The sequence below is a fragment of the Methylotenera sp. genome, from assembly GCF_013141425.1.
Lineage (GTDB): Bacteria > Pseudomonadota > Gammaproteobacteria > Burkholderiales > Methylophilaceae > Methylotenera.
In genome coordinates this window covers 1-24,347 of the sequence record NZ_JABFRA010000074.1, presented here as the reverse complement: position 1 = coordinate 24,347, position 24,347 = coordinate 1, and the positions used below count along the sequence as shown (strand labels likewise).

The following is a 24,347-nucleotide window of genomic DNA, read 5'->3' as shown; positions in this document are numbered from 1 at the left end:
TGACTTACATCCGCCAAGCTCTTGAAACAAATGAATCGCCGCCAATTGAAACACCATTTCCTCAGCGTATTAATGGCGTTAATGCTTACGCACTTACCGTTTGTCTTTGCTGCAAAAAATGAGCAACCGAAGCAAAGTTTAGACGAGGTGCAACAACGGTTAGAAGCACTTAAAAAAGAACTGGACGACTCTAAAGAAGCACACAAAGATGCAGCAGATGCCTTAAAAGAAAGTGAAGTCGCGATTAGCGAAGCCAACAAAAAATTGTTTGAAATCAACCAAAAACAGCAAAAAAATAAAAAAACGCTTTCACAGTTACAAACGGAATCTGCTACAACGAATCAAGCGCTTACTCAGCAGCAAAAATTACTCAATGAACAACTGTACCAGCAATATATACATGGCCAGCAAAGCTACCTGCAGATGATTCTACAAAGTGAGAATCCGAGTGAGATTGCGCGTGATATTCATTATTTTTCCTATGTTACAAAGGCGCGAGCCACTTTAATCAACAAAATGCAAGGCAACTTAAATAAAATCAGCAAACTGAATGAAGAAGCAGCTACAACTTTAAAAGAGGTCGCTGAGTTAAAACAAAAACAAATAGAAGAGAAAAAGGTCTTAGAAGAACAAAAAAAGACTAAATCAAAAGTTGTTCGCTCACTATCGAATCAAATTGCCACACAACGTGGCGAAATTAAAAAGCTCAGTCGTGACGAAAAGAGGCTTTCACAATTAGTAGAGCGTTTAACAAAAATCATCCCATCTGCGCCCAAAAAAGTACGCCAAAAAACAGCCAATTCTGGCAAAACCACCTCTTCTGCGGCATCCGAAAACGTGAACACGGCAAAAAATATGGTGGAAAACAATGCGAAAGCCTCGAATACTAGTATTACCAATAATGGTGAACCTAGCACTGAGTTCTCTGGCAGTAATTTTGCCAGCTTGAAAGGTAAGCTGCGCTTGCCTGTACGTGGCGATTTAACTAACCGATTTGGTACCAGCCGAGAAGATAGTGGTATATCCTGGAAAGGACTGTTTATTAAGGCAAATGAAGGGGCGGATGTGAAGTCCGTTGCAACCGGCCGCGTGGTGTTTGCCGACTGGTTACGTGGTTTTGGCAACTTGATTATTTTAGATCACGGCGGCGGCTACATGAGCTTATATGGCAATAATCAAGCGGTATTTAAGCAGGTGGGGGACAACGTTCAGGCTGGCGATACGATTGCATCGGTAGGGAACAGTGGCGGTAATGAAACGAGCGGCCTTTACTATGAGCTTCGTCGTCAAAGCCATCCTTTTGACCCGCTGAGTTGGAGCCGATTAAACTAATGCGCTTGTGCTCTAGCAAATATGTTCAAGCAAAGAAAACCTAGGCAATAAATTCTGACGCGCCTTAAACAAATGAACAGTCAATATTTAATAATAAAAAAGCACGCCTAAGCGTGCTTTTAAGACAACGAAAGAAGCGCTGTTTTTATTTACTGAGCGGCTGGTGCTGCCTCTGCAGGGGCTGCTTCAGCTGCCGGTGTGGAGGCAGCATCTACCGCTGCTGCATCTAGCGTAATGCCAGGAACACGCTCTTCTGCTGTCGGCTCATAGCCACCACCGCTTGCTGGTACTGCAGGCGCAGCTTCGGCCGCAGGTGTAGCGGCTGGCGCTTCTACTGGGGCTGGCGCAGCCTCAACAGGTGCTGCTTCCTTTTCACCACAAGCTACTAATAATAAACTTGAAACACTTAACACCAACAAAGAACGTAACAGTACTGACATATTCATCTCCATATAATTAAAAATCAAAAAATCCCTGAACCAAACAAGCTTCAAGGACCTTTTTACCAACTAAAATATCAAGTTACCATTCTAGCTTATCTTGTGATTAACGCAATGTAGTTAAACAGTTAACGATAGCTTGTTGCACCAACTAAAATGTTAGATTCCATTTTTATTCGAAATCAAGCAGGGATACGCAACGATTGTCCTGGGTAAATTTTATCCGGATGACTTAACAGTGGTTTATTTGCCTCAAAAATCTTATTGTAATCATTGGCGTTACCATATTGCGCCTTAGCGATTTTTGACAAGGTATCACCGCTAACTACTGTGTAAAAGACAGGATCAGGTGCAGAACTTGCGGTAGCGACTACGCCAAGTTGATCTTGTACATTTTCTACGCCTTTAACATTGCCCGCCGCGAGAAGTATTTTCTCTTTGATTTCTTGGCTAGCGGCCGTGCCCTGCACAATGACGGTTGCTGATGCACCATCAAAGCCAATAGCCAGACCCTCTGCAGTTAAACCTAATTTTGTCACATAATCAGCAATCGCCTTCGCTGCCGCCTTATTGGCAGCCTCTATGTTTACTGGAGTTGGATCTTTTTTTGCAACTTCTTCAGCCGCTTTAGCTTCACCTACTCCAAATAGCTTTTCGCCTGCATCTTTAATGAATGAAAATAAACCCATGAGACTTCTCCTAAATGATATCCAATTAATATTACGCTAAGCTTTTAAGCAAAACTTATACTATCAATCTATCGCCTAAAACATACATGGTCAACGTTAGCTTTGTCAATTCACAGTTCTTTACAATTGCGGCTGACCTTGCCCACTTTTCCCTACAAGACGGCGAACATTAGCTGCTTTTGCATATGCTTCAATTTCGTAAGGATTATTTTGGTAGCCATACCGAGAAGCCCACAAATACTTGACCACGGTCATGCCAGCTAGGTATTGTTCAACGTGTGTCAGTTCATGAGCTAACAGTTCGATACCGTTTTGGCTATTGAATTGATAAGCATCTTTACGAAAGTAAATATGCGCACGCAATACCACCGCACACATCTTTTTGTGCAACCAGAACGGGGTATGATTCTCTGTAATGCGTGCCTGATTCAAGGTATTAAGCTGGAAATAGGGCTCAAAAATTGTACGCTCTTGCGTATTTAAAGGCCGACCTTTATCAAACAAACTCTATTCGCCTATCAAATGTAAAATCACTTTACGCTTACCCGCAACATGCCGATGCTCGTACAAAAAAATGCCCTGCCACTGTCCCAATGCGGCTTTACCATCAATCAGTGGAATGGATAAATGTGTTTGTGTAAGTGCGCTACGCACATGAGCCGGCATGTCATCGGGGCCTTCAATGGTGTGGATGAATAGCGGGTCACCGTCTGGGACTAAGCGATTGAAAAAAGCTTCCATATCAACTAATACATCGTGATCATAATTTTCATTTATCAATAAACTAGCCGAGGTATGCTGAATATACAGTGTAATGAGCCCTGTTTTGAAGCCACTATACTCAGCCCATGCGGTCACCTCTGGCGTAATGTCATAAAGTTTTCGGCCTTGCGTATGAACGCTGATTTGATGTGTGATTTGTCGCACTTTTTCCTCGAAAAATAATGAGTTTTACTCTAATTTAATTAGCAATATTAACTATTAGCTATAATTAGCTAACCTGTTTACCAACAACCAAACGGCATACCAAAACCAAAGCCGCCGCCGAATCGACGGCCGAACCTAGAACCATATGCGCCATAACCGTATGGATGGAAGCGATAGGGGTAGCCATAATGGCTATATCCACAAAAAGGGTCATTCGAAAATCGTTGCTGCTGCAATTGTTGCTGTTTTAGCTTTTCCAACTCCAACTGTTTAAGTTTCTCGCGTTTATTGATTTCTTCAGCAATGTTATTCCTTAATGCCAGCTCGCGACTTGTATGAATATAATCCAGCACTTTGCTATCTATGCCCTGCTTGCTTAGCTCTATATTCTGACTTGGAGATAAATCATAAGAAGAATTGCTAGTTTTAATTTTTTCAATAATTTGATCCGCTGTTTGACCTTCTTTTGTCAATTTTACCAGGTCATCCAAACTGAGTGCTGGCAGAGGCTTGGGCACAATGCGAGACAATTCCTCTTCTGAAATACGCTGGATTTTTTTCTCAGGGGCAACATTTTGAAATGCTTGGCTAGCGCATCCCGAAAATACCAAAGTCAGAAAGCACAAGCCTATCAAATTAAAACGGTTCAATTTTTCAGGCATTTTTAACTCCTTATCGCACTCAACTGCGACGCTTAAACTTAGTGGATTTAAACACGGGTGACGGAGCCGTAATATTCGCATCATAGGCATGCGTTTTGTAGGGATAGCGCGCCTGAACTTTTTTTACATATTGCTTAGTTTCAGGGTAAGGTGGAATTCCATTATATTTGTTTACTGAGCCTTCACCCGCGTTGTAAGCCGCCACAGCAAGCGATACATCCCCTTTATAATAAGCCAATAACCAGCGCAAATAGGCAACGCCACCTTTTATGTTTTGACTAGCATCATAGGCATTTTTAACATTAAATCGCTCCGCCGTATCTGGAATCAACTGCATCAAGCCACGAGCATCTCTGTTTGAAAGGGCAATATTCTCAAAGTTTGATTCTACTGAAATGATTGATAACACTAATTTTTCGTCAACTTTGTACCATTTTGAAATGTTTTTGACTAAGCGCAGCACCCAACGTTTACTTTTAGGTAAATTGGCAATGTACAAATCGATTTCAGGGCTAATTTCTACAAATAAAGTAATGGGCAGTGGCGCTTTTTCTGGCAATACATTTTCCAGCACACAAGGCGGCGTGGCCGAGGTTTTAATTTGTATAGTTTCAAGCATTTGCTGGGCCTCAAAATGCCCATGGCCTGATGCGATACCAAACAAATTAGCGGCGTAGTCACGATTTTCTGGCACGCCACGACCAAACGCATACAGCATACCAAGTCGATAAGCCGCTTCAGCACTGCCATAGCGGGCAGCTTGGCAATATAAATCAGCCGCATTCCATGTAGCTTCTGCGTCTACCTCATTGCTAATCAGCACATTGGCGCGCATGAGTAAATCTTTTACAACAGGCGGCTCATTATCAAAAACTTCTAATTGTTGTGCACTAAATTCAGCACGCGCAATATCTACCGTCAGTATAAAAACTGCAAGTAATGCACAAAAAAACTCAGGCTGAAAATACTTGTACAACGCTACCTTTCAACTCACTTTTTAATAAATAGCCGCCTTATCAAGGTCTTTACATCAATCAAACATTCGATTTTGAAAAGACAAATTTACCTGCTTTAACGTCCACCTTAATGCTGTCTTTCGCTGCAAAGTCTCCAGCCAAAATTTCGCGCGCCAATGGATTTTCAATTTCAGACTGTATGGCGCGTTTAAGTGGTCTGGCGCCATACACTGGATCAAAACCCGCATTGGCGATTTCAGCAATGGCCGCGTCGGTGATTTCCAGTTGCATGTCCATTGCGGTCAATCGTTTCGCCAAATATTGCAGTTGAATCGAGGCAATGGATTTAATATTAGCTTCATCCAAAGCATGGAAAACGACCACTTCATCAATACGGTTGACGAACTCAGGTCGGAAGTGCGCTTTCACCTCACCCATCACCGCCAATTTCACAACTTGGTAATCTTGGTCAGCCATGCTTTGTATCATTTGTGAACCTAAATTAGAGGTCATGATAATCACGGTATTTTTAAAATCCACCGTACGACCCTGACCATCGGTTAAACGACCGTCATCCAGCACTTGCAACAGCACGTTGAACACGTCTGGATGTGCTTTTTCAACTTCATCTAACAAAATCACACTATACGGTTTACGACGCACCGCCTCGGTTAACGCACCTCCTTCTTCATATCCCACATAGCCAGGCGGTGCACCTATCATGCGTGATACGGAATGTTTCTCCATAAACTCGCTCATATCGATGCGAATCAAATGATCTTCAGAATCAAACAAGAATCCTGCCAACGCTTTACAGAGCTCCGTTTTACCCACCCCAGTCGGGCCCAAGAACAAGAAGCTACCATAGGGACGATTTGGATCACCCAACCCAGAGCGTGAACGACGAATCGCATCAGAAACAAGTCGCACGGCTTCATCTTGCCCAACCACACGTTCGTGCAACTTCGTTTCCATGGTCAACAATTTACCACGCTCGCCTTGCATCATCTTGGAAACTGGAATGCCTGTTGCACGGCTCACCACTTCGGCAATTTCGTCAGCGCCCACTTCGGTACGCAACATTTTATGCTTAGGTTGCGACGAAACAGCTTCTGAACTGGATGCCTGCTTCAATTGAGCTTCTAAAGCGGGCAATTTTCCATATTGCAACTCAGAAACTTTTTGCCATTCGCCTTTGCGCGTAGCTTCTTCCATCTCAAATTTTAGTTTATCAATCGCCTCTTTTATGTGGGCAGAACCTTGCACTTGGGCTTTTTCTGCTTTCCAAATATCTTCCAAATCTGCATATTCTTTTTCTAAGCGTGCAAACTCTTCTTCAATCAAACTGAATCGTTTTTTACTGCCTTCATCTTTTTCACGGCGCACCGCTTCACGCTCGATCTTGAGTTGAATCAATCTACGCTCAAGCTTATCCATCACTTCAGGCTTGGAATCAATTTCCATTTTGATGCGTGAAGCCGCCTCATCAATTAAATCAATCGCTTTATCTGGTAAAAACCGGTCTGTAATATAACGATGACTAAGCTCTGCCGCCGCCACAATCGCTGGGTCGGTAATCTCGACACCATGATGTAATTCATATTTTTCTTGCAGGCCCCGCAAAATCGCAATGGTTGCTTCTACGCTAGGCTCATCGACTAATACTTTTTGAAAGCGACGTTCTAGTGCGGCATCTTTTTCGATGTATTTACGGTACTCATCAAGCGTTGTCGCGCCAACACAATGCAACTCACCACGCGCCAGTGCAGGCTTTAACATATTACCTGCGTCCATAGCCCCTTCGGCTTTACCTGCACCCACCATTGTATGCAATTCATCGATAAACACGATGGATTGGCCTGCATCTTGGGAAAGCTCTTTCAGCACGGCTTTTAAACGTTCTTCAAAATCTCCACGATATTTTGCACCCGCTAGCAAAGCTGCCATGTCTAAAGACAAAACCTTTCGCCCTTTAAGAGAATCAGGCACTTCGTCGTTTACAATGCGTTGCGCCAAACCTTCTACAATAGCGGTTTTACCTACACCAGGCTCACCAATCAGCACTGGATTGTTTTTGGTTCGGCGCCCAAGAATTTGAATGGTACGGCGAATTTCATCGTCGCGACCAATCACAGGGTCTAGCTTGCCTAGTCTGGCGCGTTCTGTTAAGTCCACAGTATACTTTTTGAGTGCTTCGCGGTTGGATTCAGCATCAGACTCATTGACCTGTTCACCACCGCGCACTTCATTGATCGCCTGTTCTAAGGCGGATTTTGATAACCCATTGGCTTTAAGCAATTTACCAGCTTCGCCCTTATCGTCTGCCAAAGCCAACAAAAACATTTCACTAGCTATAAATCCATCGCCACGTTTTAGGGCTAATTTATCGGTCACGTTAAGTAAGTTATTTAAATCGCGCGAAATAGCCACCTCGCCCGAATTGTCAGAAGATTTGGCCAAATTGCCGATCGCTTGGCTAAGTGCAGTTTTAAGCGGTGCTAGATGCACGCCAGCATGGGCCAATAATGAAGAAGTACCGCCATCCTCTTGTGTGACCAGCGCGGAAAGTAAATGCAAAGCTTCAATGGTTGGGCTGTCATTCGCCACCGCCAAACTTTGCGCGTCATTGAGTGCTTGTTGAAATTTTGTGGTTAATTTATCAAAACGCATACTTAACTCCATTTCAGTTGATATGTACTTAATGTGGGGCTGAACCGATGCTTTTCAATATATAATTACATACCGAATCTCACGATTTACCTAGCAATCTTTTTTACGAAACTGTTTTAATTTTGTGTTAAAAAATTGCTTGGTAAAACTTACTGTTGAAATAAGGCTCTTAGACATAGAGCGCTGAGAAATAACACTTAATGATTTATTTTATTGTTATTTATTTTATAGGTGACATCACAACATTGCATGGAGTATCCCTTTGCTAACTAGCGCTTCAACCAACGATGCAAACTTGCCAAACCGCGCCTGGGAGATTTTAGACACGCAAGAGCAGTGGCAAGCCTTTAGCCAATCGGTTGGTGACGACCCCGCACAACCACTGGTGCAATCCAGCTTACTGTTGGACGGCTTGCGCTGTGCCGCGTGCTCAGGCATTGTCGAGAGAGGCTTAAGCGAACTACCAGGCATTGTGAGTGCACGGGTCAGTATGTCAAAAAGACGTGCGGTGGTTGTATGGTCTCCCGCATTAACGCGCCCTTCTACCATATTAGGTGCCATTCAAGCACTTGGTTACAGCGCAAGCCCCGCCTCCAATAATGAAAGCCAGCTGAATTCCACCAAAAAGAATCGCTCGGCATTTTGGCGCTGGCTGGTTGCTGGGTTTTGCATGATGCAAGTGATGATGTATGCCAGCCCCAGCTATTTTACAAAACCTGGCGACATTACTGAGGATATTGTCCATCTGCTTAACTGGGCCTCTTGGTTGCTTAGCCTGCCGGTATTGATATTTTCTAGCAGCAGTTTCTTTAGTAATGCTTACCGCGACTTAAAGCAACGACAAATCAGCATGGATTTACCCGTCGCCATGGGCATCGCCATCACCTTTATTGTGAGTTCAGCCGCCACATTTGACCCCAGCGGCTGGTGGGGCAACATCGTCTATTTTGATTCTTTAACAATGTTCGTTTTCTTTTTGCTCTCCGCACGCTTAATTGAAGTAAAACTACACAGCAAGACGCTGGGCTCGATGGAGGCCTTGGTCAGCCGCATTCCTGAAAGCATCGAGCGCCAAAATGTAGATGGTTCGTTTAGCCGTGTACTCAATAGCAACCTTAAAGTTGGCGACATTGCACGCGTGCACATCGGCGAAGCTTTTCCCGCTGACGGCAAACTGGTATTAGGTAGCACACGCGTTGATGAATCCTTGTTAACGGGCGAATCCACCCCCATACAAAAAAACCTGCACGACAATGTAGTGGCAGGCAGTTACAACTTGGGGCAAACCGTCAACATTGTTCTTGAAACCATTGGCGAATCGACTCAATACGGCCAGATTGTTAACTTAATCAACCAAGCGGCGATAGAAAAGCCCCGACTGTCGCAACTGGCAGATCGTGTTGCCCGACCCTTTTTAATTGTGGTGATACTAAGTGCAGTGGTAGCCGCCGCCTTACTCTGGAATGTGGATCATGGTCGCGCGCTTATGACAGCAGCGGCGGTTTTAATTGTTACCTGCCCATGTGCATTGTCGCTGGCCACCCCTGCAGCCATGCTCTCCAGCGCTAGCGCGTTCGTAAAGCGCGGTATTTTAATCCGCCGTCTGCAAGCTATTGAAAGCATTGCCGATATTGACACTGTCATTTTCGATAAAACGGGGACACTGACAGAAGATCATATCGCAATAAAATCCATTTCGTACAAAGAAGGACTTTCTGAAAACGAGGTACTCGCCCTCGCGGCTGCGGTCGCCCAGCACTCAATGCATCCAGTTTCTCGCGCAATTGTGAATGCAAATACTCAAAATTCCAGTTCTGCATTAGCTTCTGTTGAATTTACTGATATTCAAGAGACTGTAGGTGCTGGGGTTAGCGCATCGCTAATAACCAAGGAGTCATTGCCAAATGCGATAAAAGGCCAACTCAAGTTAGGTTCAGAAAAATTTTGCGGCTTACTTGATTCCAGACAATCATCACAACAAGTCTTTCTGGCGGATGAAAATGGCTGGTTAGCCACGTTTGGTCTGCAAGAAGCCATCAAACCGCATGCCGCATTCGCAATTCAACAACTAAAAGCGGCAAATCTAAGTATAGAACTTTTATCCGGCGACCAAGCCCACACCGTGGTAAATACCGCAAATGACATTGGCATTACGCAATTTCAAGCGGCTTGCAGCCCACATGACAAATTGATGCGCCTACAAACACTTAAACAGCAAGGCAAAAAAGTACTCATGGTGGGTGATGGCCTCAATGACGGCCCGATATTGGCCAGTGCGCATGTTTCCATCGCCATGGGCAAAGGCGTGCCTTTAACCTTAGCTCATGCCGACTACGTGCTATTAAACGGGGATATCAGCCAAATTCCACAGCTGATTCAACATGCTAGAAAAACCATGACGATTATCAAACAAAATATCACATGGGCTATTGTGTACAATGCGGTCTGCGTACCATTAGCCTTCTTTGGTGTGCTGTCAGCCTGGCTTGCGGGCTTAGGCATGGCGGTGAGTTCGCTGATTGTTGTTGCGAATGCGCTACGCTTAACGACTTTCTCTGCGTCTACCGCCCCAATAAGCCCAACGCCATTGGCGCTAACCCCTGCAAAGGTTCAATAATGGATATTTTATTTATACTGGTGCCACTCTCGGTTGTAATGGCTTTGATTGTGCTGGGCGGGCTTTGGTGGGCAGTTTACCGTGGCCAATTTGAAGACGTTGAAGAAGAAGGCCGAAGAATTTTTGAAGAAGATAAAGACTAAAAAACCGCCGCCAAAGCTAAGACTGAGCTTTAAAATAGCTACCAAGACAAATCGACTAACCTGAACTTTACCCAACATACCCTGCCCTCTATGCAAACAGCATTAATTTATAGCGCACTATTAATGGGTTTAACAGGTGGACCCCATTGCGTGGCCATGTGCGGTGCAGCTTGCACTTCATTTACGCAATCTTCGGAAAAGCCTTACGCAATACAACTCTACCATCTCGGACGATTATGCGGTTATGCTTTACTCGGCGCCATTGCAACGTTTGCGATTCAAAGCATTGCTTGGCTTTCTACCTACAGTACAATTCTGCATCCGCTATGGACATTTTTTCATGTGCTGATTTTTTTCTGGGGTCTGATATTACTCGTATATGCGCGCCAGCCAATTTGGGTCGACCAGGCTGGGCGAAACATTTGGCAGCACGTTAAAAAATTAAGCCGCGTACAAGGCGGCTATTTTTATATCGGCATGTTATGGGCATTGATGCCTTGCGGCCTGCTTTACTCAGCACTCATCATCGCATCGTTTAATGGAAATCCACTAGGGGGCGCATTGAGCATGGCCGCCTTTGCTATCGGGTCCAGCGCCTCATTATTTTTCGCCCCATGGCTGTGGCTAAAGCTTAAAACAAGCCTTGTAGAACCTTATGGAATGCGCCTTGCAGGCTTGCTCCTCAGCAGTGCAAGTGCTTGGGCGATTTGGATGGAATTAACACACAACTCAAAAGTGTGGTGCATGTAATCCTGCGCTTAACCGAGCAGGCCTATTGGGCCGGACAGACGTAATAGTACTCGCCGTATATTGCTGAGATAAGACAATAATTCTTGACTTTAATTTTCTAAACACCATTTCAAATCTGCCATGCAATAGCAACAAGGCTTTTTCATGTTGCCCCGCATGATGCAAACGCACAATCTCAGCCGTTAAGCCGTGAAAATTGGCATGCAGGCCTTTCACTTCTTCAAAAACTGGTAGCGTAGCCAATTGCTGCTCGTGACCATAAATCAACTTACCTAAATAGCACACGTCGTCTTTTTTAATTTTTTGATAATCCAAGGCAACTACAGTTTGATTTGACAGCAAATCCGTCAGGTACCTTTTTAAGGCAACATGAATATTAATCATTTTAACAAAATCAACTTGTAGCATTTTTACTCACCGTATCCAGTTCAACATTAGCGATACAAAAAAATATCGCCATAGTCTAGATAATGCAAAAGCCATGCCAAACATGAATTGTTCATGAAAAAAATTACTCATCGCTCAAGACTCATGCAGAAAAAGTGAAGCCGCGCGCACATATTGTCGCGAATTAAATCTAAAAAAGAGCGATAGGATTTAATCAGCAAAAGTCTGAATTGCTTAAACAAATAAAAATACTGTTATTGAATTCATCGAACCTGTCAGTTTGCTAACAGCCCTCGAATTAGAACTTAGCGGGACCGCAAATTTATTGCAGCGAAATTACCTGAAGATTTTCTTTTTCAGTATTCCAGACTAAATATACATGTTGATGATGGGTAAGCAGTTGCGGAAACCCAGCCGCGCCATTGCTGACTGCTAATACTTTACTATCGCTCCAACTTCGTCCTCCATCGGCTGAATGCAGACCAACAATACGAGCACCGGTCGCTTCCGTCTCAGTCCAAATTAGCCAAACGGCGTCATCCAAACTTAATAGCGCGACATTAGTTTGCTGCTTATGAAAATTTCCTACTTTTTTTGCTGGCGACGAAACCCAGGCTTCACCATCCACACGAGCATAAAACAGCGCGATGTCTTTGCCAAAATCACCTTTCCCGCCTTCAAACCAGGCCATGTGATAGCCCCACCAATTTTTATCCTGCCCACCAATTGCCAATGCGGCACTATTTTGCGCACAGCCACCCAACCTCCAGCGACCAAACGTTGCACGCTTTATTATCGGTAATTGCCCCACTATTTTAGGTAACTCGGTCATTTTGTAGTCATGTTTATCACCTTCAATTTGATCTAACCACATCATGACTACCGTTCCATCCATTTTATTGGTCAAGGCTATACGACAATCTACACAGTGACTATCCGCAAGTTTTTGTTCAGCTTCAAAAGTTAGGCCTTGATTGGTTGAAACTGCATAATAAATTGCCGCAGATTGACTGATTCTTTCTGCCCCTTTATCTAAAATGCCATCTCGCTTTTTTAGCCATAACACAGTAATCGCAGATTGCGAGACATTTAGCGCCGCCAAGCCGCCAAGAACTTTAGCTTCATCTTGGTACAGCATGGTTGGTCGTTCAAATGTCTTACCACCATCAATCGAGCGTGTGAGCCAGATATGCGCCGTTTGAGCAGTCTTTAGCACTTCGGTCCAAGCCACGTAGATATTGCCTTCTGGGCCAATGGCTAAAACAGGTCGAGTTGCATTGCTTGTATCTGTCTTTTGCGCAGTTGGATTGATTAACATCGGCGCTGAAAAAGTTTTACCCAAATCTGCGCTAACATCCACCTCTATCAATCCATTGCTCTGCACCACGCGCCAAAGCTGGCCTTGGGCATCTAAAGCCACATGTAGCGCTAACAATTTATTTTGTGGCAACGCTTGGACTTGTGCCGCGAAGCCAGCAAAAAACAAGCACAGCAATAAACTGAAGAAATAAGCCAATTTTTTTTTCATTAAAACCAACTTTTCCATAGAACAAGTTTTTTGAAGAAATGAATCTTACTACATTGAATATTGAATCAGGCAAGAAACCTTATAACGCAAAAAAGAAAGCTAAATACCAAATTAGAGGCACATTACCCTTTTGATTTATCGATTGTTTTTTTTGCTAAAGCGTATATTTACATTCAAGCTTTAACGAATCTAGTCGATAAAAGCACAGGACTCTTATTCAGTAGGTTTGAAAACAATATTCAGTATATTTGTTTAGCAATGTGTACTAAGCCAAATTAAATCTGAACTAGAGACTTTAAATTTAACCCAATTTTGAGACGTTTCAGAAATTGAAAAATTCAATAAAATTAGAACTAACTCAATCTACCGCAGAGGGCGAAAGCCATCTTAATAGATTCATGGCAAACGAGCTAACGCTTGCTTGGCAATTGTTGAGTTCATTGCAAGGGGTGGCGATTATCGCCGCGGAGGCTAACGGCAACGTAAGCTATGCCAACCCGTATGCGCGCGAAATTTTCAATTTAAATTTAAATCAAGTGGCTGCAGGTGCAGGCAAGTTACCCAAGCCGGTCCATCAACGTATCGTTGCCGAGTTAAAAAAATCCAGCACTGATTTCATTTTGCAATATGCTGCTGGTGATGCCCTTCGCACACTCAAAGTGTTCACCTCAAATCAAGCCAATGACAAGCACGCAGCGGGCTATGTATTACACATGCACGACATTACAGACCGCGTAGCCACCGAATCACAATTAAGGCACACTGAAAAACTATTGCGTAATCTGATTGATGCCAGCCCCGATGTGATTTTTTTCAAAGATGAAAAAAACCGCTGGCTGGAGGCCAATAGTAGTAGCTTGGAGTTATTCCAACTCAATCAGCAAGATTTTCGGCATAAAACCGACATGGAACTTGCCAGCCAGACAGATCCAGCATTTAAAGATGCATTCCGTCAATCAAAAACCTCAGATGACCGTGCTTGGCATTTACGCAGAGCCATTCGGAACGAGGAATCTGTTTCACTGCCACATGGCGGCGAGAAGGTACTGGATGTCATTAAAGTGCCGTTGTTTAACGACGATGGCAGTCGACATGGCTTAGTCACATTGGGCCGCGACATTACCGAACGCAAACTAGCCGAAAGTCATTTACGTGACCGTAGTGCTATCCTAGATGCATTAATTTCGTGTGACTGGCTACTGCACTCTGCAGACTCGTGGCATAACGTGGCAGCTACCGTGCTACAACAATTATGTCTGGCTTTACGCTTTACCCGGGCGACCATTATCAAAAACTCGACGCCAATTAATACTGAGCTTGGTAAAAATCAGAAAACGGCGCACGCTAAAATTCTCTACAAATGGGCTGTGCCAGGTTTTAACAGCACGGACGATGCACTTGAAGCGATTGATTTTAATGATGTTCGTTTAAAACGCTGGAAAGATGCATTGCAACTGGGCGACCCTGTATTTGGCGACATTCGAGATTTGCCAACTGCAGAACGGAAAATTCTCAAACAGCATGACACCCAGTCAATTGCCATCGTGCCCTTATTTTCAGACAAAGTTTGGTGGGGCAACATCATTATCGAACGTTGCCATGATTTAATTAAAACAACACCACAAGAGCTCGGTTCATTAATGGCTATCGGCAGATCATTAAGCGTTGCCATTCAAAGAGAGAGTTCAGACAAACAACTGCACCAAGCAAAAATCGCTTTCGATAACGCCACAGAAGGCATGGTGATTATTGATGAAAATGCTCGCATCATTGCCATCAATAAAGGCTACACCGAAATTACCGGCTATACCGAAAGTGAAGTACTCGGCTCAATTCCAAAAAAACTACAGCCCGATGAACATGAAGTATGGAACGCCTTGTTGAATGATGGAAGATGGTGCGGCGAAGTAACTAACCATCGCAAAAATGGTGAAATCTTTCATAAGTGGCTAACCATTTCCGTTGTGGAGAATCAAGATGGCAAAACATTTAATTATGTCTGCGTGTTTTCCGACATTACCGAGATTAAACGCTCTCAAAATAGACTGAACGAGTTAGTCAATCACGACCCACTCACGGGACTTCCGAACCGTCGGCTTTTAAATGAGCTACTTGAGCATTCTATTAAACGCGCCGAGCGTGACAACCATAAAATTGCTTTGTTGTTTATTGATTTAGACCGCTTTAAAACTGTAAACGACAGCCTTGGGCATCAGGTTGGCGATAAACTCCTGCTTGAAGCCTCTAGAAGAATCAGCCTTTCTATGCGTGATAGCGATGTAGTCGCGCGACTAGGCGGTGATGAATTCGTAGTCATGATGGACATGATTAACAACTCAAGTGATGCGGCGATTGTTGCAAAAAAAATTATTCACGCTTTGCAAATTGAATTCACCATCGATGGTAAAGAGATTTTCATCAGCGCTAGCATCGGCATTTCCATTTTTCCAAAGGATTGTAGTGATGTTGAAAGCTTAATAAAAGCAGCTGACATTGCCATGTATCAAGTTAAGAACAAAGGTAAAAATAACCACTGCTTCTATTCAGATGACCTGAGCAAAAACGCGGTGGAGCGCTTTACCATGGAAAGCCAACTGCGCCGAGCCTTAGAACGAAATCAGTTTGCAGTGTATTACCAACCGCAAGTATCACTAATCAGTGACGAGATTATTGGTGCAGAAGCACTTATTCGCTGGAACCATCCTGAATTAGGCCTGGTATCACCTGCTAAATTCATTCCACTAGCCGAAGAAACTGGTCTCATTGTGCAAATTGGCGAATGGGTATTGCGTGAAGCCGCTTTACAGGCAGTACGTTGGGTTAAAGACGGCCATGCCATTCAATGGATTTCCATTAATGTGTCTGGCGTACAAATCATGCGAAGTAATTTTGCTGATACGGTTTATGGTGTGCTGATGGAAACCGATTGTAACCCGTCAATGCTGGAGCTTGAGATCACCGAAAGCACCGTCATGCAAAACACAGAGTTTGTAATCGATACATTTAATCGAATCAAGCAACTCGGCTTGAGATTAGCTATTGACGACTTTGGCACGGGCTATTCGTCGCTCTCTCATCTGAAACGTTTACCGCTCGATAAAATCAAAATTGATCAGTCATTTGTGCGCGACCTACCAGGTGATATGGACGATGCCGCCATTGCCAATGCCATAAATGCGATGGCAAAGAGCTTGGGCTTCAGCGTCATTGCCGAAGGTGTAGAAACCTTTGCACAAGCTGACTTTTTAAGATTAATGGGTTGCGAAGAAGCGCAAGGCTATTTGTACAGTAAACCAGTGAAAACAAATGATTTCTCAATATTATTAGCGTCAAGAAAACTACAAGGCAAAGAAAATGCAAACTAATCAGCCCCATTTTATCGATGTTGCTCAGCTACAAGTTGGTATGTATGTTCACTTAGATTTAGGCTGGATGGACCACCCGTTCCCACTGAGTAACTTTAAGGTGAAAGATGAAGACCAGATATCCATCATTAAAAAAACTGGCTTAAAAAAACTGCGTTACGACCCAACGCGTAGCGATTGCCCGCCATTGCAGTTAACAGAAGACAAGCCTAGCGAGGCCCAACCAATTGTAGAAAATAATAATGACAGTGCAAAGCCTGAAGCCATAGCAACCCAACCAGACACTAAAAAAGTACGCCTGAAAGAATTGCATCACGCCATTAACGAGTGCGAAAAAAAATTCATCAATACCAGCAACATTGCTAAACAAGTTACGCGAAACATATTAACGAATCCAAAAGCATCGATTGAGCAGGCGTCATTAATCGTCAATGACTTAGTCGACACCGCGCTCATGGAAGGCGATGTGGCGGTGCACGCGCTCAATGGCAACCGCTCCAGCGATGCCAATTATGTGCACCCACTGAATGTAACGGTACTTGCACTGATTATGGCAAAATCCATCGAAATGTCTAAAGAAGATGCGCGACTTTTAGGATTAGCCGCTTTGTTTCACGATATTGGTAAGGCAGAAATATCCGATAAAATCTTGCTAAAAAAAGAACCTCTGACAAAATCAGAGCAAATTCACTATGAGCAACATAGCGAAATCGGGGCACGAATTGCTCAAGAAGTGGGTTTGCCAGTTCGTATTGGTAAAATAATTTATCAGCACCACGAACATGCCGACGGCTCAGGATATCCAAAACATTTACGTGGTGAACAAACAGATCCGCTTGCTAGACTCATTGCGCTGGTAAACGGGTACGACAATCTATGCAACCCGAATAACTTCGCACTGGCAAAAACTCCTTACGAAGCCTTGGCATTGATGTATGCTAACCAGCGCTCAAAATACGATGAAACTCTGCTCAAACGCTTAATCAAATCGCTGGGCATTTACCCGCCAGGCAGTATTTTGCAGCTTTCTACTGGTAGTTATGCCACAGTGATTTCGGTCAACCCAAATAAGCCGCTTCGACCCTTTGTAATGTTGCATGACCCTTTGAGCGACAAGCAAGAACCACAAATACTGGATTTGCGTGAAGAACCAAGCATCAACATCAGCGCCTGCTTGCGCCCTAACCAACTACCGGCCGACGTGCTTGACTACTTAACTCCGCGCAAGCGCATTAGCTATTTTCTTGATGCTGATTTGTTAAAGGACACAAACTAGGTAACCGAATAGCGGTTAGCCATCGCTACTAGCTACTAATTTGTGTTTGTTGAATTGCAGTTATTTACTGAAAGAAGGATCTGTCACAAAGCCAATTTTAACCAAGCCTGTTTTCGCGGCTACGGACATCACTTGCGCTACTTTCTCGTAAGCTGCCGTGCCATCTGCCTTAATATGCAACTCAGGTTGTGGCTCTTTTTTTGCTTCAATCTCAAAACGAGCAGCTAGCGATTCCTTAGGTACGAGTTCGCCGTTCCAAAATAAGCTCCCATCTTCACGAATAGCCAATTCCACATGGTCTGGTTTGGTAATATTTGGATTACTTGAAGCTTTTGGTAAATCGATTTTTACTGAATGCGTGAGTAAGGGTGCGGTAATAATAAAAATCACCAACAATACCAGCATTACGTCTACCAAGGGTACCACGTTAATTTCTGCTTTTGCAGAATGTTGTGATTGTGAATTAAAGCTACCGAAACTCATGATACATCGCCTACAGATTTAAGTTCGGGTTTCACTTTCTCATCAGCAACATTCCCCACCGTTAACATCACAAATAAGTCATGGGCGAATGCATCTAATTTAGCAAGCCACATACGGTTACGTCGGTTAAATGCGTTATAAGCAAATACCGCGGGAATCGCCACCGCCAAGCCGATTGCCGTCATAATCAAAGCTTCGCCTACAGGGCCAGCCACTTTATCTAAAGTACCTTGGCCACTCAGACCGATATTAACTAAAGCGTGATAAATCGCCCACACCGTGCCAAACAAACCGACATAAGGCGATGCCGAACCTGCCGAAGCTAATATGGTTAAGCCATTTTCACTGCGAGCTGACTCTTGATCAATACCATTACGTATTGCGCGCGTCATAAATTCTGACGTTCCACCAGCCGCGGCCAGTTTATGAGCACCATAACCATTGCTATTGCGCATAGCAGTTAAACCCTCTGCCGCCAGTTTTGCAAACGCGTTATCAGGCTTTGTTTGTTTTAAACTCCCACTTAAACTATCAATCGACTGATGCTGCCAGAACTTGGTTAAAAATTCTTTAGCGCGTTTAGCCTCAAGCCAATTCGCCAAACTCTTAGTCACAATCAAATACCAGCTGGCAATCGAAAGTATCAGCAAAAACACCAATACCGCCTTACCTACCGTATCCACATTTGCAATAAAATTTGCAACGCCTAATTCATTTGCCATATTACTAATTCCCTTCTAAAATAAAATCAAATGGTTGCAAGGCCACAGCACGCACGGGCTTACCATCGCGTGTTGCCGCATTGCACCGCCAACTTTTTACTGCGGCAATTCCTGCATCGTCTAAACGTTTAAAACCTGAACTCTGCGCCACTTTAACCGAGGTCACATGCCCACCTTCATCCAACTCTACCCGTAATTTAACTTGGCCAGCCTCGCCTTTACGTCGCGACACGGCAGGGTATTCTGGCTCCGAGCGCTGTGGGCAACCAAGGGATAGCTCAGACAATTGCACGGGTGCAGAAGATACTGGAGCTGTCGCAGCAACACTTACTGGCGGAGAAGGAGGCGACTCTTTGACTGGCTCAGCAGGTGGTGGTGGCGCAACAGGCTCAGCAGCCGAAACTATAGGGGCCTCAGCAACCAGCACTGGCGCAGGCTGTGGACGTACGATTGGTTTTTCTTTCACCAACTCAACTTTTTTTGGCGGTGGTGGTTTTGGTGGTTCTGGCGGAGGAGGTTCTTCCACCTTAGGTGGCGGATTAATCAAATTCACCATTAAAGTAATGGCTTCTTGTGGCGGAGGAATCAATTTATAACTCATTGCCGCGTATAGCAATGCGCCGTGGATAGCCACTACAAACAGCAAACCCGTCCACTTACTTAATCGATTTTCCAATACGTATTCATTCATGCCCTAGAAACCCTTAACTAAACCATCGTATTACTAATATAGCGTCACTTCAGCATCACTATACAAACTTTAAGAAGCAACTAAACTCTATCTAAACAACTATTATAATTTGGATGGTACAATTGAGTGTACTAGGATTACAGCTCAATGCTATCTAACTTAAACCAAAAGTTTTAGCTCAAAAATTTTGATGTGGCAGAAATATACCATAAAATATCTGCGCTCGAAAAACTTCTTTATCCGAGCCATTTTCTTTTCGTGTTCGGCTATTTGCTCTACAGTTTCAACTAACTCAGCAAACATATCATTAAGAAACTGCGTTACCACTGGTGGTGCTATTTCTGGAAAGCCCGTATCAAACGGAGTTCAGACGGTGGAATATTAAATCCACAAACTAGAAGATAGCCTCTTGCGACGGCAGAATGAACATATAACCAATCGCAACAATAGCAAAACACCGTGCCAAGCCCGCACCAACAATAAACCTACAAATTTATCCTAGCGTAAAGAGTAAATTATTAACAGTTTGTCAGTCTTTTAATTTTGTTTTGATAGCCACTTCTAGCTAAACAATTTTTGATGCTAACTTTCATTCTACGCCAACCAATATAAAGTGAGGTCATGCTTAATATTAACCCAATTAAACTCCAAATTACCATCCATACGTCCCATAAAGGTCGGCTATATAAAACACCTAAATCCCAATTGTGGAGTGCAAAAAATAACCAGCGATAAGCGCGCCTACTATGATCAATTTTAAGTAAGACACGCCCCTCTGTTGGATCAATATATACGCGATGATCTGCCGAATCATTAAAATTGACACGCAAAACTGGCAAAGGTCTTTCTGTTAAAGACTTGCGATGATTCGGATAATAAAAATCATCATAATCAGTAATCAAAACATAGTCTTTAATTTTTGCTTTTGGCAATAAACGTTGAGCAGCTTCTAGTAAGGATTTTTCTTTTTCTTCTTGTTTATGACGACCAATGGCTAAGGATTTCCCTATCGCAGCATATGCACGCACAAACGATTGTCCTCCAATAGTGCGCATCAACAACTCTACCGTTTGCATATCTTTAGGTAATATCGCTTCTGGAAGTGTGGCAAGTAATTCTGAAGAAAGTGGGCCTCCTTGAAATTGTAATAACTGCTGTTGACTAAATTTAGCTTTAGTAAAAATTTCCCAAGGATTATTGACCAAAAAACCACTAAGTATCCAAGTCAAAGTAATGATACCACCAGTTAAACCTAACCAAAAATGCCATTTAGACCATGACTCGCGATAAGGCTGAACTTGTCCATTATTGTAGATTCTTGTACCAAACCAACCTGGACGCCAGCGTAACCATCCAACAATCAAACCTACGAGTACAGCAAAGCAGGCTGTAAACGAAGTCCAAGTTAAAATAGGCTTGCGATAATCACTGAACCCCAATGAATCGAGGAATCGAAAGTAATGTAGCCATTCTCCAGAATAAGCCAATATACGTTGCAATTGTGTTGTCACTACAACAACTTCACCTGTTTTAGATGAAATATCCAATTCAGTTCCAGCGCTATCTCCAATCGCGACCTTGATAAAAGGTCGATAAGAATCAAACATCATCATACGTGTGCCTAAGTCTTTATCCACTACTTTTATTACTTGTGGCGTTGCCTCTTTAGCTATCCATGTTTTTGAGATTTGAAGCGCAGAATCAGTTGAAATATTTTGGATGTCACCATTTAGGGCGGATAGCGCATAATGACGTCCAGCGTCGTCTTCTATTTGCCATACTGGGCTATTATTTATAACAGTTAAACGTGCTTCGATAACTTTAGGCTTTAACTGACTCAGCTTAATACTTGAAGCTTTTTGTTTATCGTGGTCATGAGACTGCATAGCGCTAGTAAACTTCGCACTACTACGCTGTTGCTCACTTAAACGCCATACTTCGCCGACACTGAGCAATGCACTCGCATCATGTAACGAGATTGGTTTGGCATGTACTAAACGTTCTTGTTGCGTGACCGCCGTGCTACCTGAGTAAACCATAACTAGGCCAGAAAAAAACCATAGAAGCATAAAAAGCCCCAGAGCTATTCCCAGCCACCTATGTACGATGAAAAGAAAACGCTTCATCTAGTAGTCAAATTTCAACTCAGTTAGAAATGTACGCTGTGGTGCAGAATTAAAAGCAAAGAACTTGTAGTTATTCAGGTTTTCTATCCCTGCTGATAAGCGCCAATTCTTGCTGAAACGGTAGTTAGCTCGAACGTCAATCATAAAAAGTTTACTGGTGCTGCCGTAGTCACCTCTATTAACGTCGTTGTTCTCGAGCGTGTTATATTGGTCTCCTATATATCGCAAGCCCATTCCATATGATAATTTATCATTTTGTCTATAAGTCGCTGAAAGTGTTGCGCGGAAATTTGGAATTCGCGGTTGTTCATTACCGATTGTTTCTGGGTTATTCTTATTTTCAAGAATTCTGGAACGCGTCAAGGTCAAACTTCCTACAAGATCAAGCCCATTAATGGCCACATCAGCTCCTTGGTAAGCCAATTCAATTCCTTGTGTACGAATTTTATCTATATTCTGTATGTTAGTAACAAGCGTGTATGCATTGGTTTGAGAAATAAGTGCATCCTTCATATTTTCATGAAAGTAAGAAGCTCGCAATAAGCCATTTCCTAGGTCACGCTCGACTGTCAAGTCAGTTGATACCGCATTTTCTGGTTTTAGGTTAGGATCATTATTGACAATAGTGCCAGCAGTAATGCTACCTTGGAAAAGTTCAGACACCGTCGGCATACGATAGGCTTGTCCTATTGAGCCACGTAGCATCCAGACGGGAGTAGCTTGATATGAGAGTGAAAACTTAGGTGAAAAAAAGTTATCTTCCCTCGAAGCAAAAGACAGCTTAGATGTTGCATTGGCAACAGAGCCATCAAATGCTTCCCAGTTCTCCCAGCGTCCACCTATAGTCGCTTTCCAATTTGGCGAAAATCGCCATGCATCTTGCGCGTAAATTGCTTGTGTTTGAGTTTTTCCTGCAAATGCAGAACGCCGTGTTGTTGCTGAGCCTGTTTTCCAGTTTGCAGTGTTAGATATAAGTGTTTCTAGAACATATTCATCTAAATGATAACCAAGGCTAATTTGATGCTCTCCATCTTTACCTTGGGGATAATAATTAGTTCGTAAATCAAAAGTTTCCCAACCAGTCCCTTCAGAATCAGCGATTTGCCCAGCTCCACCTGCATCAGCTGCAGGAAGTGCAATTAATGGTTGGCGATAAATGTCTTTATTAAAATTATATTTTGTTGCTACAACTTCCCAATCCCAATTACCTGCATCTTTATCATGTAATGACAGACTGTGCATGAAGTGTTCTCTATCACGCTCGCCAATAATAAAATTTGTATTAGCCAGCGTATATCTAAACCCATTTATGTTTACATTTCCGCTGAAAACAGGATTCCCAGCATTATCACGCAAATAACTCTTGGCTTTTTCATTTTGGTCTTCTTGCCAATAACCTAAAGTGTAAGCTGCCTGAATGGAAGGGGTAAAATCATAGGCCAATTTGACTTTCGCCTGATCTTGGATTGTCCTAGTAATGTTATTCTCACCAAGTATGACGCGAGGTTTGCCATCAACACCAAGATCGAAAATAGCTCCACTGACTATTTTGTTAGCAGGGACGGCTAAAGTTGTTGATTCCGGTTTTTGCAAATAAGCTTGGGGCATTGCTGCACTATTAAGTTTATTAGCACTTAATCTCCATGAAAAATCCCCTTGACGCCCACCCAAAGACGCACTTAACTGTGTTCCTGAAAAGTTCTCGTCCGTTTTATACAGTTCATAATTTTGGGTGAAAGCTTGTATACTTGCATGTGCTTCAAATTTCTCAGGCATACGGGTTGTCATTTGTATCACAGAACCTATAGAATTGCCTGGATATAATGCGGAATAAGGCCCGTAAATTAAATCAATTCTCTCAATCTCTTCTGGGCTGACCAGCCCAAAACGAGGCGCAAAACTAGCACCATTTCCCAGAAAGTTTGATAGTAAAACATGATCCGCATATACCAGTGTGCGCGAGGTAACCAAGGTACCACTAGTCCGTGTTGAAACAGGACTATTAGTGTCACCGATATAACGCTTGCGCACTTGTACGCTTGGCAGGTACTTAATTGCATCTTCAGTATTAATTACATTAATACCATCTTGAATCTGTTTTGAAGTCACACCTTCTGAAGTGGCTGGCAAGTTCACAGGTACCGCAGGTTTAGCTACCGCCGTGGCGCGTATCTGCATCGATTCCATTTGTGTAGCAGGAATATCTGCAGTATCTGCCTGCGGAGAAACCACATCTTCCGCTATCGCTAAACCACTACATCCAAGCAATAGAGTACTTATTGTTATTTTTTTAATCACGGCCATCTCCCCAAAATATTTTTATCGCTGAATTGTATTAGAGAAATTCATCAAGTGGAATGTGGCAAATTGTCGCAGGTGACTCTAAAAAAATATAACATATTGTTTTAATTGATTATTAGTTAAAAATCCATATTTAGCCGAGCCGTTTTTTTGCACGTTTTGCTGTTTGCTTTGAAGTTTTAACTAGCTCTGCAAACATATCATTAAGGAATTGTGTGACTACGGGTGGGGCTTTTTCTGGGGAGCCCGCATCGAAGGGTGGTTCTGGGTTATATTCAAGGT

Annotated in this window: 20 protein-coding genes; 6 read left to right on the top strand and 14 right to left on the bottom strand. The window is 43.2% G+C overall.

The genetic code is table 11. The features are described 5' to 3' along the window. Window positions 1-30: 30 nt before the first annotated feature. Entirely contained in the window at window positions 31-1,332 is a 1,302-nt protein-coding gene (locus tag HOO90_RS06405; protein WP_292841117.1) for a peptidoglycan DD-metalloendopeptidase family protein, read from the top strand. Window positions 1,333-1,481: 149 nt separating this feature from the next. Here HOO90_RS06405 and HOO90_RS06400 read toward each other — a convergent pair whose 3' ends face one another. From HOO90_RS06400 to clpB, 7 genes are all read right to left on the bottom strand, one after another. Continuing rightward, window positions 1,482-1,772 carry a hypothetical protein gene (locus HOO90_RS06400; protein WP_292841038.1) on the bottom strand — a complete coding sequence of 97 codons (291 nt, stop codon included), beginning with the start codon at window positions 1,770-1,772 and terminating at the stop codon, window positions 1,482-1,484. Between the two features lie 182 nt (window positions 1,773-1,954). Further along, window positions 1,955-2,461 (bottom strand): peptidoglycan-binding protein LysM, encoded by a 507-nt coding sequence (lysM, locus tag HOO90_RS06395; protein ID WP_292841036.1) that lies wholly within the window; start codon window positions 2,459-2,461, stop codon window positions 1,955-1,957. A 120-nt stretch (window positions 2,462-2,581) separates the two neighbouring features. Then, the gene (locus HOO90_RS06390) at window positions 2,582-2,965 is read right to left on the bottom strand and encodes a DUF4157 domain-containing protein (protein ID WP_292841033.1); all 384 of its coding nucleotides are present in this window, start codon (window positions 2,963-2,965) and stop codon (window positions 2,582-2,584) included. Between the two features lie 3 nt (window positions 2,966-2,968). Next, the gene (locus HOO90_RS06385; protein ID WP_292841030.1) at window positions 2,969-3,388 is read right to left on the bottom strand and encodes a secondary thiamine-phosphate synthase enzyme YjbQ; all 420 of its coding nucleotides are present in this window, start codon (window positions 3,386-3,388) and stop codon (window positions 2,969-2,971) included. Window positions 3,389-3,465: 77 nt separating this feature from the next. Continuing rightward, window positions 3,466-4,050, bottom strand: a complete 585-nt coding sequence (locus tag HOO90_RS06380; protein WP_292841027.1) for a hypothetical protein — start codon at window positions 4,048-4,050, stop codon at window positions 3,466-3,468. A 19-nt stretch (window positions 4,051-4,069) separates the two neighbouring features. Beyond that, window positions 4,070-5,026 carry a transglycosylase SLT domain-containing protein gene (locus HOO90_RS06375; RefSeq protein ID WP_292841024.1) on the bottom strand — a complete coding sequence of 319 codons (957 nt, stop codon included), beginning with the start codon at window positions 5,024-5,026 and terminating at the stop codon, window positions 4,070-4,072. A 58-nt stretch (window positions 5,027-5,084) separates the two neighbouring features. Continuing rightward, window positions 5,085-7,676, bottom strand: coding sequence for an ATP-dependent chaperone ClpB (gene clpB / locus HOO90_RS06370; RefSeq protein ID WP_292841021.1), 2,592 nt, complete (start codon window positions 7,674-7,676; stop codon window positions 5,085-5,087). Between the two features lie 262 nt (window positions 7,677-7,938). Here clpB and HOO90_RS06365 point away from each other — a divergent pair, with 262 nt between their 5' ends. From HOO90_RS06365 to HOO90_RS06355, 3 genes are all read left to right on the top strand, one after another. Next, entirely contained in the window at window positions 7,939-10,293 is a 2,355-nt protein-coding gene (locus HOO90_RS06365) for a cation-translocating P-type ATPase (RefSeq protein WP_292841018.1), read from the top strand. Continuing rightward, window positions 10,293-10,436, top strand: a complete 144-nt coding sequence (gene ccoS, locus HOO90_RS06360; protein WP_292841015.1) for a cbb3-type cytochrome oxidase assembly protein CcoS — start codon at window positions 10,293-10,295, stop codon at window positions 10,434-10,436. Before HOO90_RS06365 ends, ccoS begins: the two co-directional genes overlap by 1 nt. Before the next feature lie 90 nt (window positions 10,437-10,526). After that, on the top strand, window positions 10,527-11,186 hold the full coding sequence (locus HOO90_RS06355; protein WP_292841012.1) for a sulfite exporter TauE/SafE family protein: 660 nt from the start codon (window positions 10,527-10,529) through the stop codon (window positions 11,184-11,186). Here HOO90_RS06355 and HOO90_RS06350 read toward each other — a convergent pair. Together HOO90_RS06350 and HOO90_RS06345 are read right to left on the bottom strand one after the other, a co-directional pair. Beyond that, entirely contained in the window at window positions 11,166-11,594 is a 429-nt protein-coding gene (locus tag HOO90_RS06350) for a CZB domain-containing protein (RefSeq protein WP_292841009.1), read from the bottom strand. The two genes, HOO90_RS06355 and HOO90_RS06350, sit on opposite strands and share 21 nt — an antisense overlap. A gap of 301 nt (window positions 11,595-11,895) precedes the next feature. Beyond that, the gene (locus tag HOO90_RS06345) at window positions 11,896-13,101 is read right to left on the bottom strand and encodes a sialidase family protein (RefSeq protein WP_292841006.1); all 1,206 of its coding nucleotides are present in this window, start codon (window positions 13,099-13,101) and stop codon (window positions 11,896-11,898) included. A gap of 398 nt (window positions 13,102-13,499) precedes the next feature. On the opposite strand from HOO90_RS06345, the gene HOO90_RS06340 reads away from it, so the two are divergent. Both HOO90_RS06340 and HOO90_RS06335 read left to right on the top strand, forming a co-directional pair. Then, window positions 13,500-16,466 (top strand): EAL domain-containing protein, encoded by a 2,967-nt coding sequence (locus tag HOO90_RS06340; protein ID WP_292841003.1) that lies wholly within the window; start codon window positions 13,500-13,502, stop codon window positions 16,464-16,466. Beyond that, window positions 16,456-17,742 carry an HD-GYP domain-containing protein gene (locus HOO90_RS06335; protein WP_292841000.1) on the top strand — a complete coding sequence of 429 codons (1,287 nt, stop codon included), beginning with the start codon at window positions 16,456-16,458 and terminating at the stop codon, window positions 17,740-17,742. The genes HOO90_RS06340 and HOO90_RS06335 overlap by 11 nt, the downstream gene beginning before the upstream one ends. 60 nt (window positions 17,743-17,802) lie before the next feature. On the opposite strand, the gene HOO90_RS06330 is transcribed toward HOO90_RS06335, so the two are convergent. From HOO90_RS06330 to HOO90_RS06310, 5 genes are all read right to left on the bottom strand, one after another. Further along, window positions 17,803-18,225 (bottom strand): biopolymer transporter ExbD, encoded by a 423-nt coding sequence (locus HOO90_RS06330; RefSeq protein ID WP_292840998.1) that lies wholly within the window; start codon window positions 18,223-18,225, stop codon window positions 17,803-17,805. Further along, window positions 18,222-18,947, bottom strand: a complete 726-nt coding sequence (locus HOO90_RS06325; RefSeq protein WP_292840995.1) for a MotA/TolQ/ExbB proton channel family protein — start codon at window positions 18,945-18,947, stop codon at window positions 18,222-18,224. Before HOO90_RS06325 ends, HOO90_RS06330 begins: the two co-directional genes overlap by 4 nt. A gap of 4 nt (window positions 18,948-18,951) precedes the next feature. Then, the gene (locus tag HOO90_RS06320; protein ID WP_292840992.1) at window positions 18,952-19,638 is read right to left on the bottom strand and encodes an energy transducer TonB; all 687 of its coding nucleotides are present in this window, start codon (window positions 19,636-19,638) and stop codon (window positions 18,952-18,954) included. Between the two features lie 518 nt (window positions 19,639-20,156). Then, complete coding sequence (locus HOO90_RS06315; protein ID WP_292840989.1) at window positions 20,157-21,764, bottom strand: PepSY domain-containing protein; 1,608 nt, start codon at window positions 21,762-21,764, stop codon at window positions 20,157-20,159. Continuing rightward, complete coding sequence (locus tag HOO90_RS06310) at window positions 21,765-24,062, bottom strand: TonB-dependent receptor (protein WP_292840986.1); 2,298 nt, start codon at window positions 24,060-24,062, stop codon at window positions 21,765-21,767. It abuts the gene before it with no gap. Window positions 24,063-24,347 lie beyond the last annotated feature (285 nt).

What these genes read in the sequence shown, in the direction of transcription:
- HOO90_RS06325 (WP_292840995.1), bottom strand. Translation starts at nt 18,947, where the DNA reads ATGGCAAATGAATTAGGCGTTGCAAATTTTATTGCAAATGTGGATACG.
- HOO90_RS06405 (WP_292841117.1), top strand. Translation starts at nt 31, where the DNA reads ATGAATCGCCGCCAATTGAAACACCATTTCCTCAGCGTATTAATGGCG.
- HOO90_RS06355 (WP_292841012.1), top strand. Translation starts at nt 10,527, where the DNA reads ATGCAAACAGCATTAATTTATAGCGCACTATTAATGGGTTTAACAGGT.
- HOO90_RS06340 (WP_292841003.1), top strand. Translation starts at nt 13,500, where the DNA reads ATGGCAAACGAGCTAACGCTTGCTTGGCAATTGTTGAGTTCATTGCAA.
- lysM (WP_292841036.1), bottom strand. Translation starts at nt 2,461, where the DNA reads ATGGGTTTATTTTCATTCATTAAAGATGCAGGCGAAAAGCTATTTGGA.
- HOO90_RS06400 (WP_292841038.1), bottom strand. Translation starts at nt 1,772, where the DNA reads ATGTCAGTACTGTTACGTTCTTTGTTGGTGTTAAGTGTTTCAAGTTTA.
- HOO90_RS06380 (WP_292841027.1), bottom strand. Translation starts at nt 4,050, where the DNA reads ATGCCTGAAAAATTGAACCGTTTTAATTTGATAGGCTTGTGCTTTCTG.
- HOO90_RS06320 (WP_292840992.1), bottom strand. Translation starts at nt 19,638, where the DNA reads ATGAATGAATACGTATTGGAAAATCGATTAAGTAAGTGGACGGGTTTG.
- clpB (WP_292841021.1), bottom strand. Translation starts at nt 7,676, where the DNA reads ATGCGTTTTGATAAATTAACCACAAAATTTCAACAAGCACTCAATGAC.
- HOO90_RS06315 (WP_292840989.1), bottom strand. Translation starts at nt 21,764, where the DNA reads ATGAAGCGTTTTCTTTTCATCGTACATAGGTGGCTGGGAATAGCTCTG.
- HOO90_RS06350 (WP_292841009.1), bottom strand. Translation starts at nt 11,594, where the DNA reads ATGCTACAAGTTGATTTTGTTAAAATGATTAATATTCATGTTGCCTTA.
- ccoS (WP_292841015.1), top strand. Translation starts at nt 10,293, where the DNA reads ATGGATATTTTATTTATACTGGTGCCACTCTCGGTTGTAATGGCTTTG.
- HOO90_RS06345 (WP_292841006.1), bottom strand. Translation starts at nt 13,101, where the DNA reads ATGAAAAAAAAATTGGCTTATTTCTTCAGTTTATTGCTGTGCTTGTTT.
- HOO90_RS06335 (WP_292841000.1), top strand. Translation starts at nt 16,456, where the DNA reads ATGCAAACTAATCAGCCCCATTTTATCGATGTTGCTCAGCTACAAGTT.
- HOO90_RS06330 (WP_292840998.1), bottom strand. Translation starts at nt 18,225, where the DNA reads ATGAGTTTCGGTAGCTTTAATTCACAATCACAACATTCTGCAAAAGCA.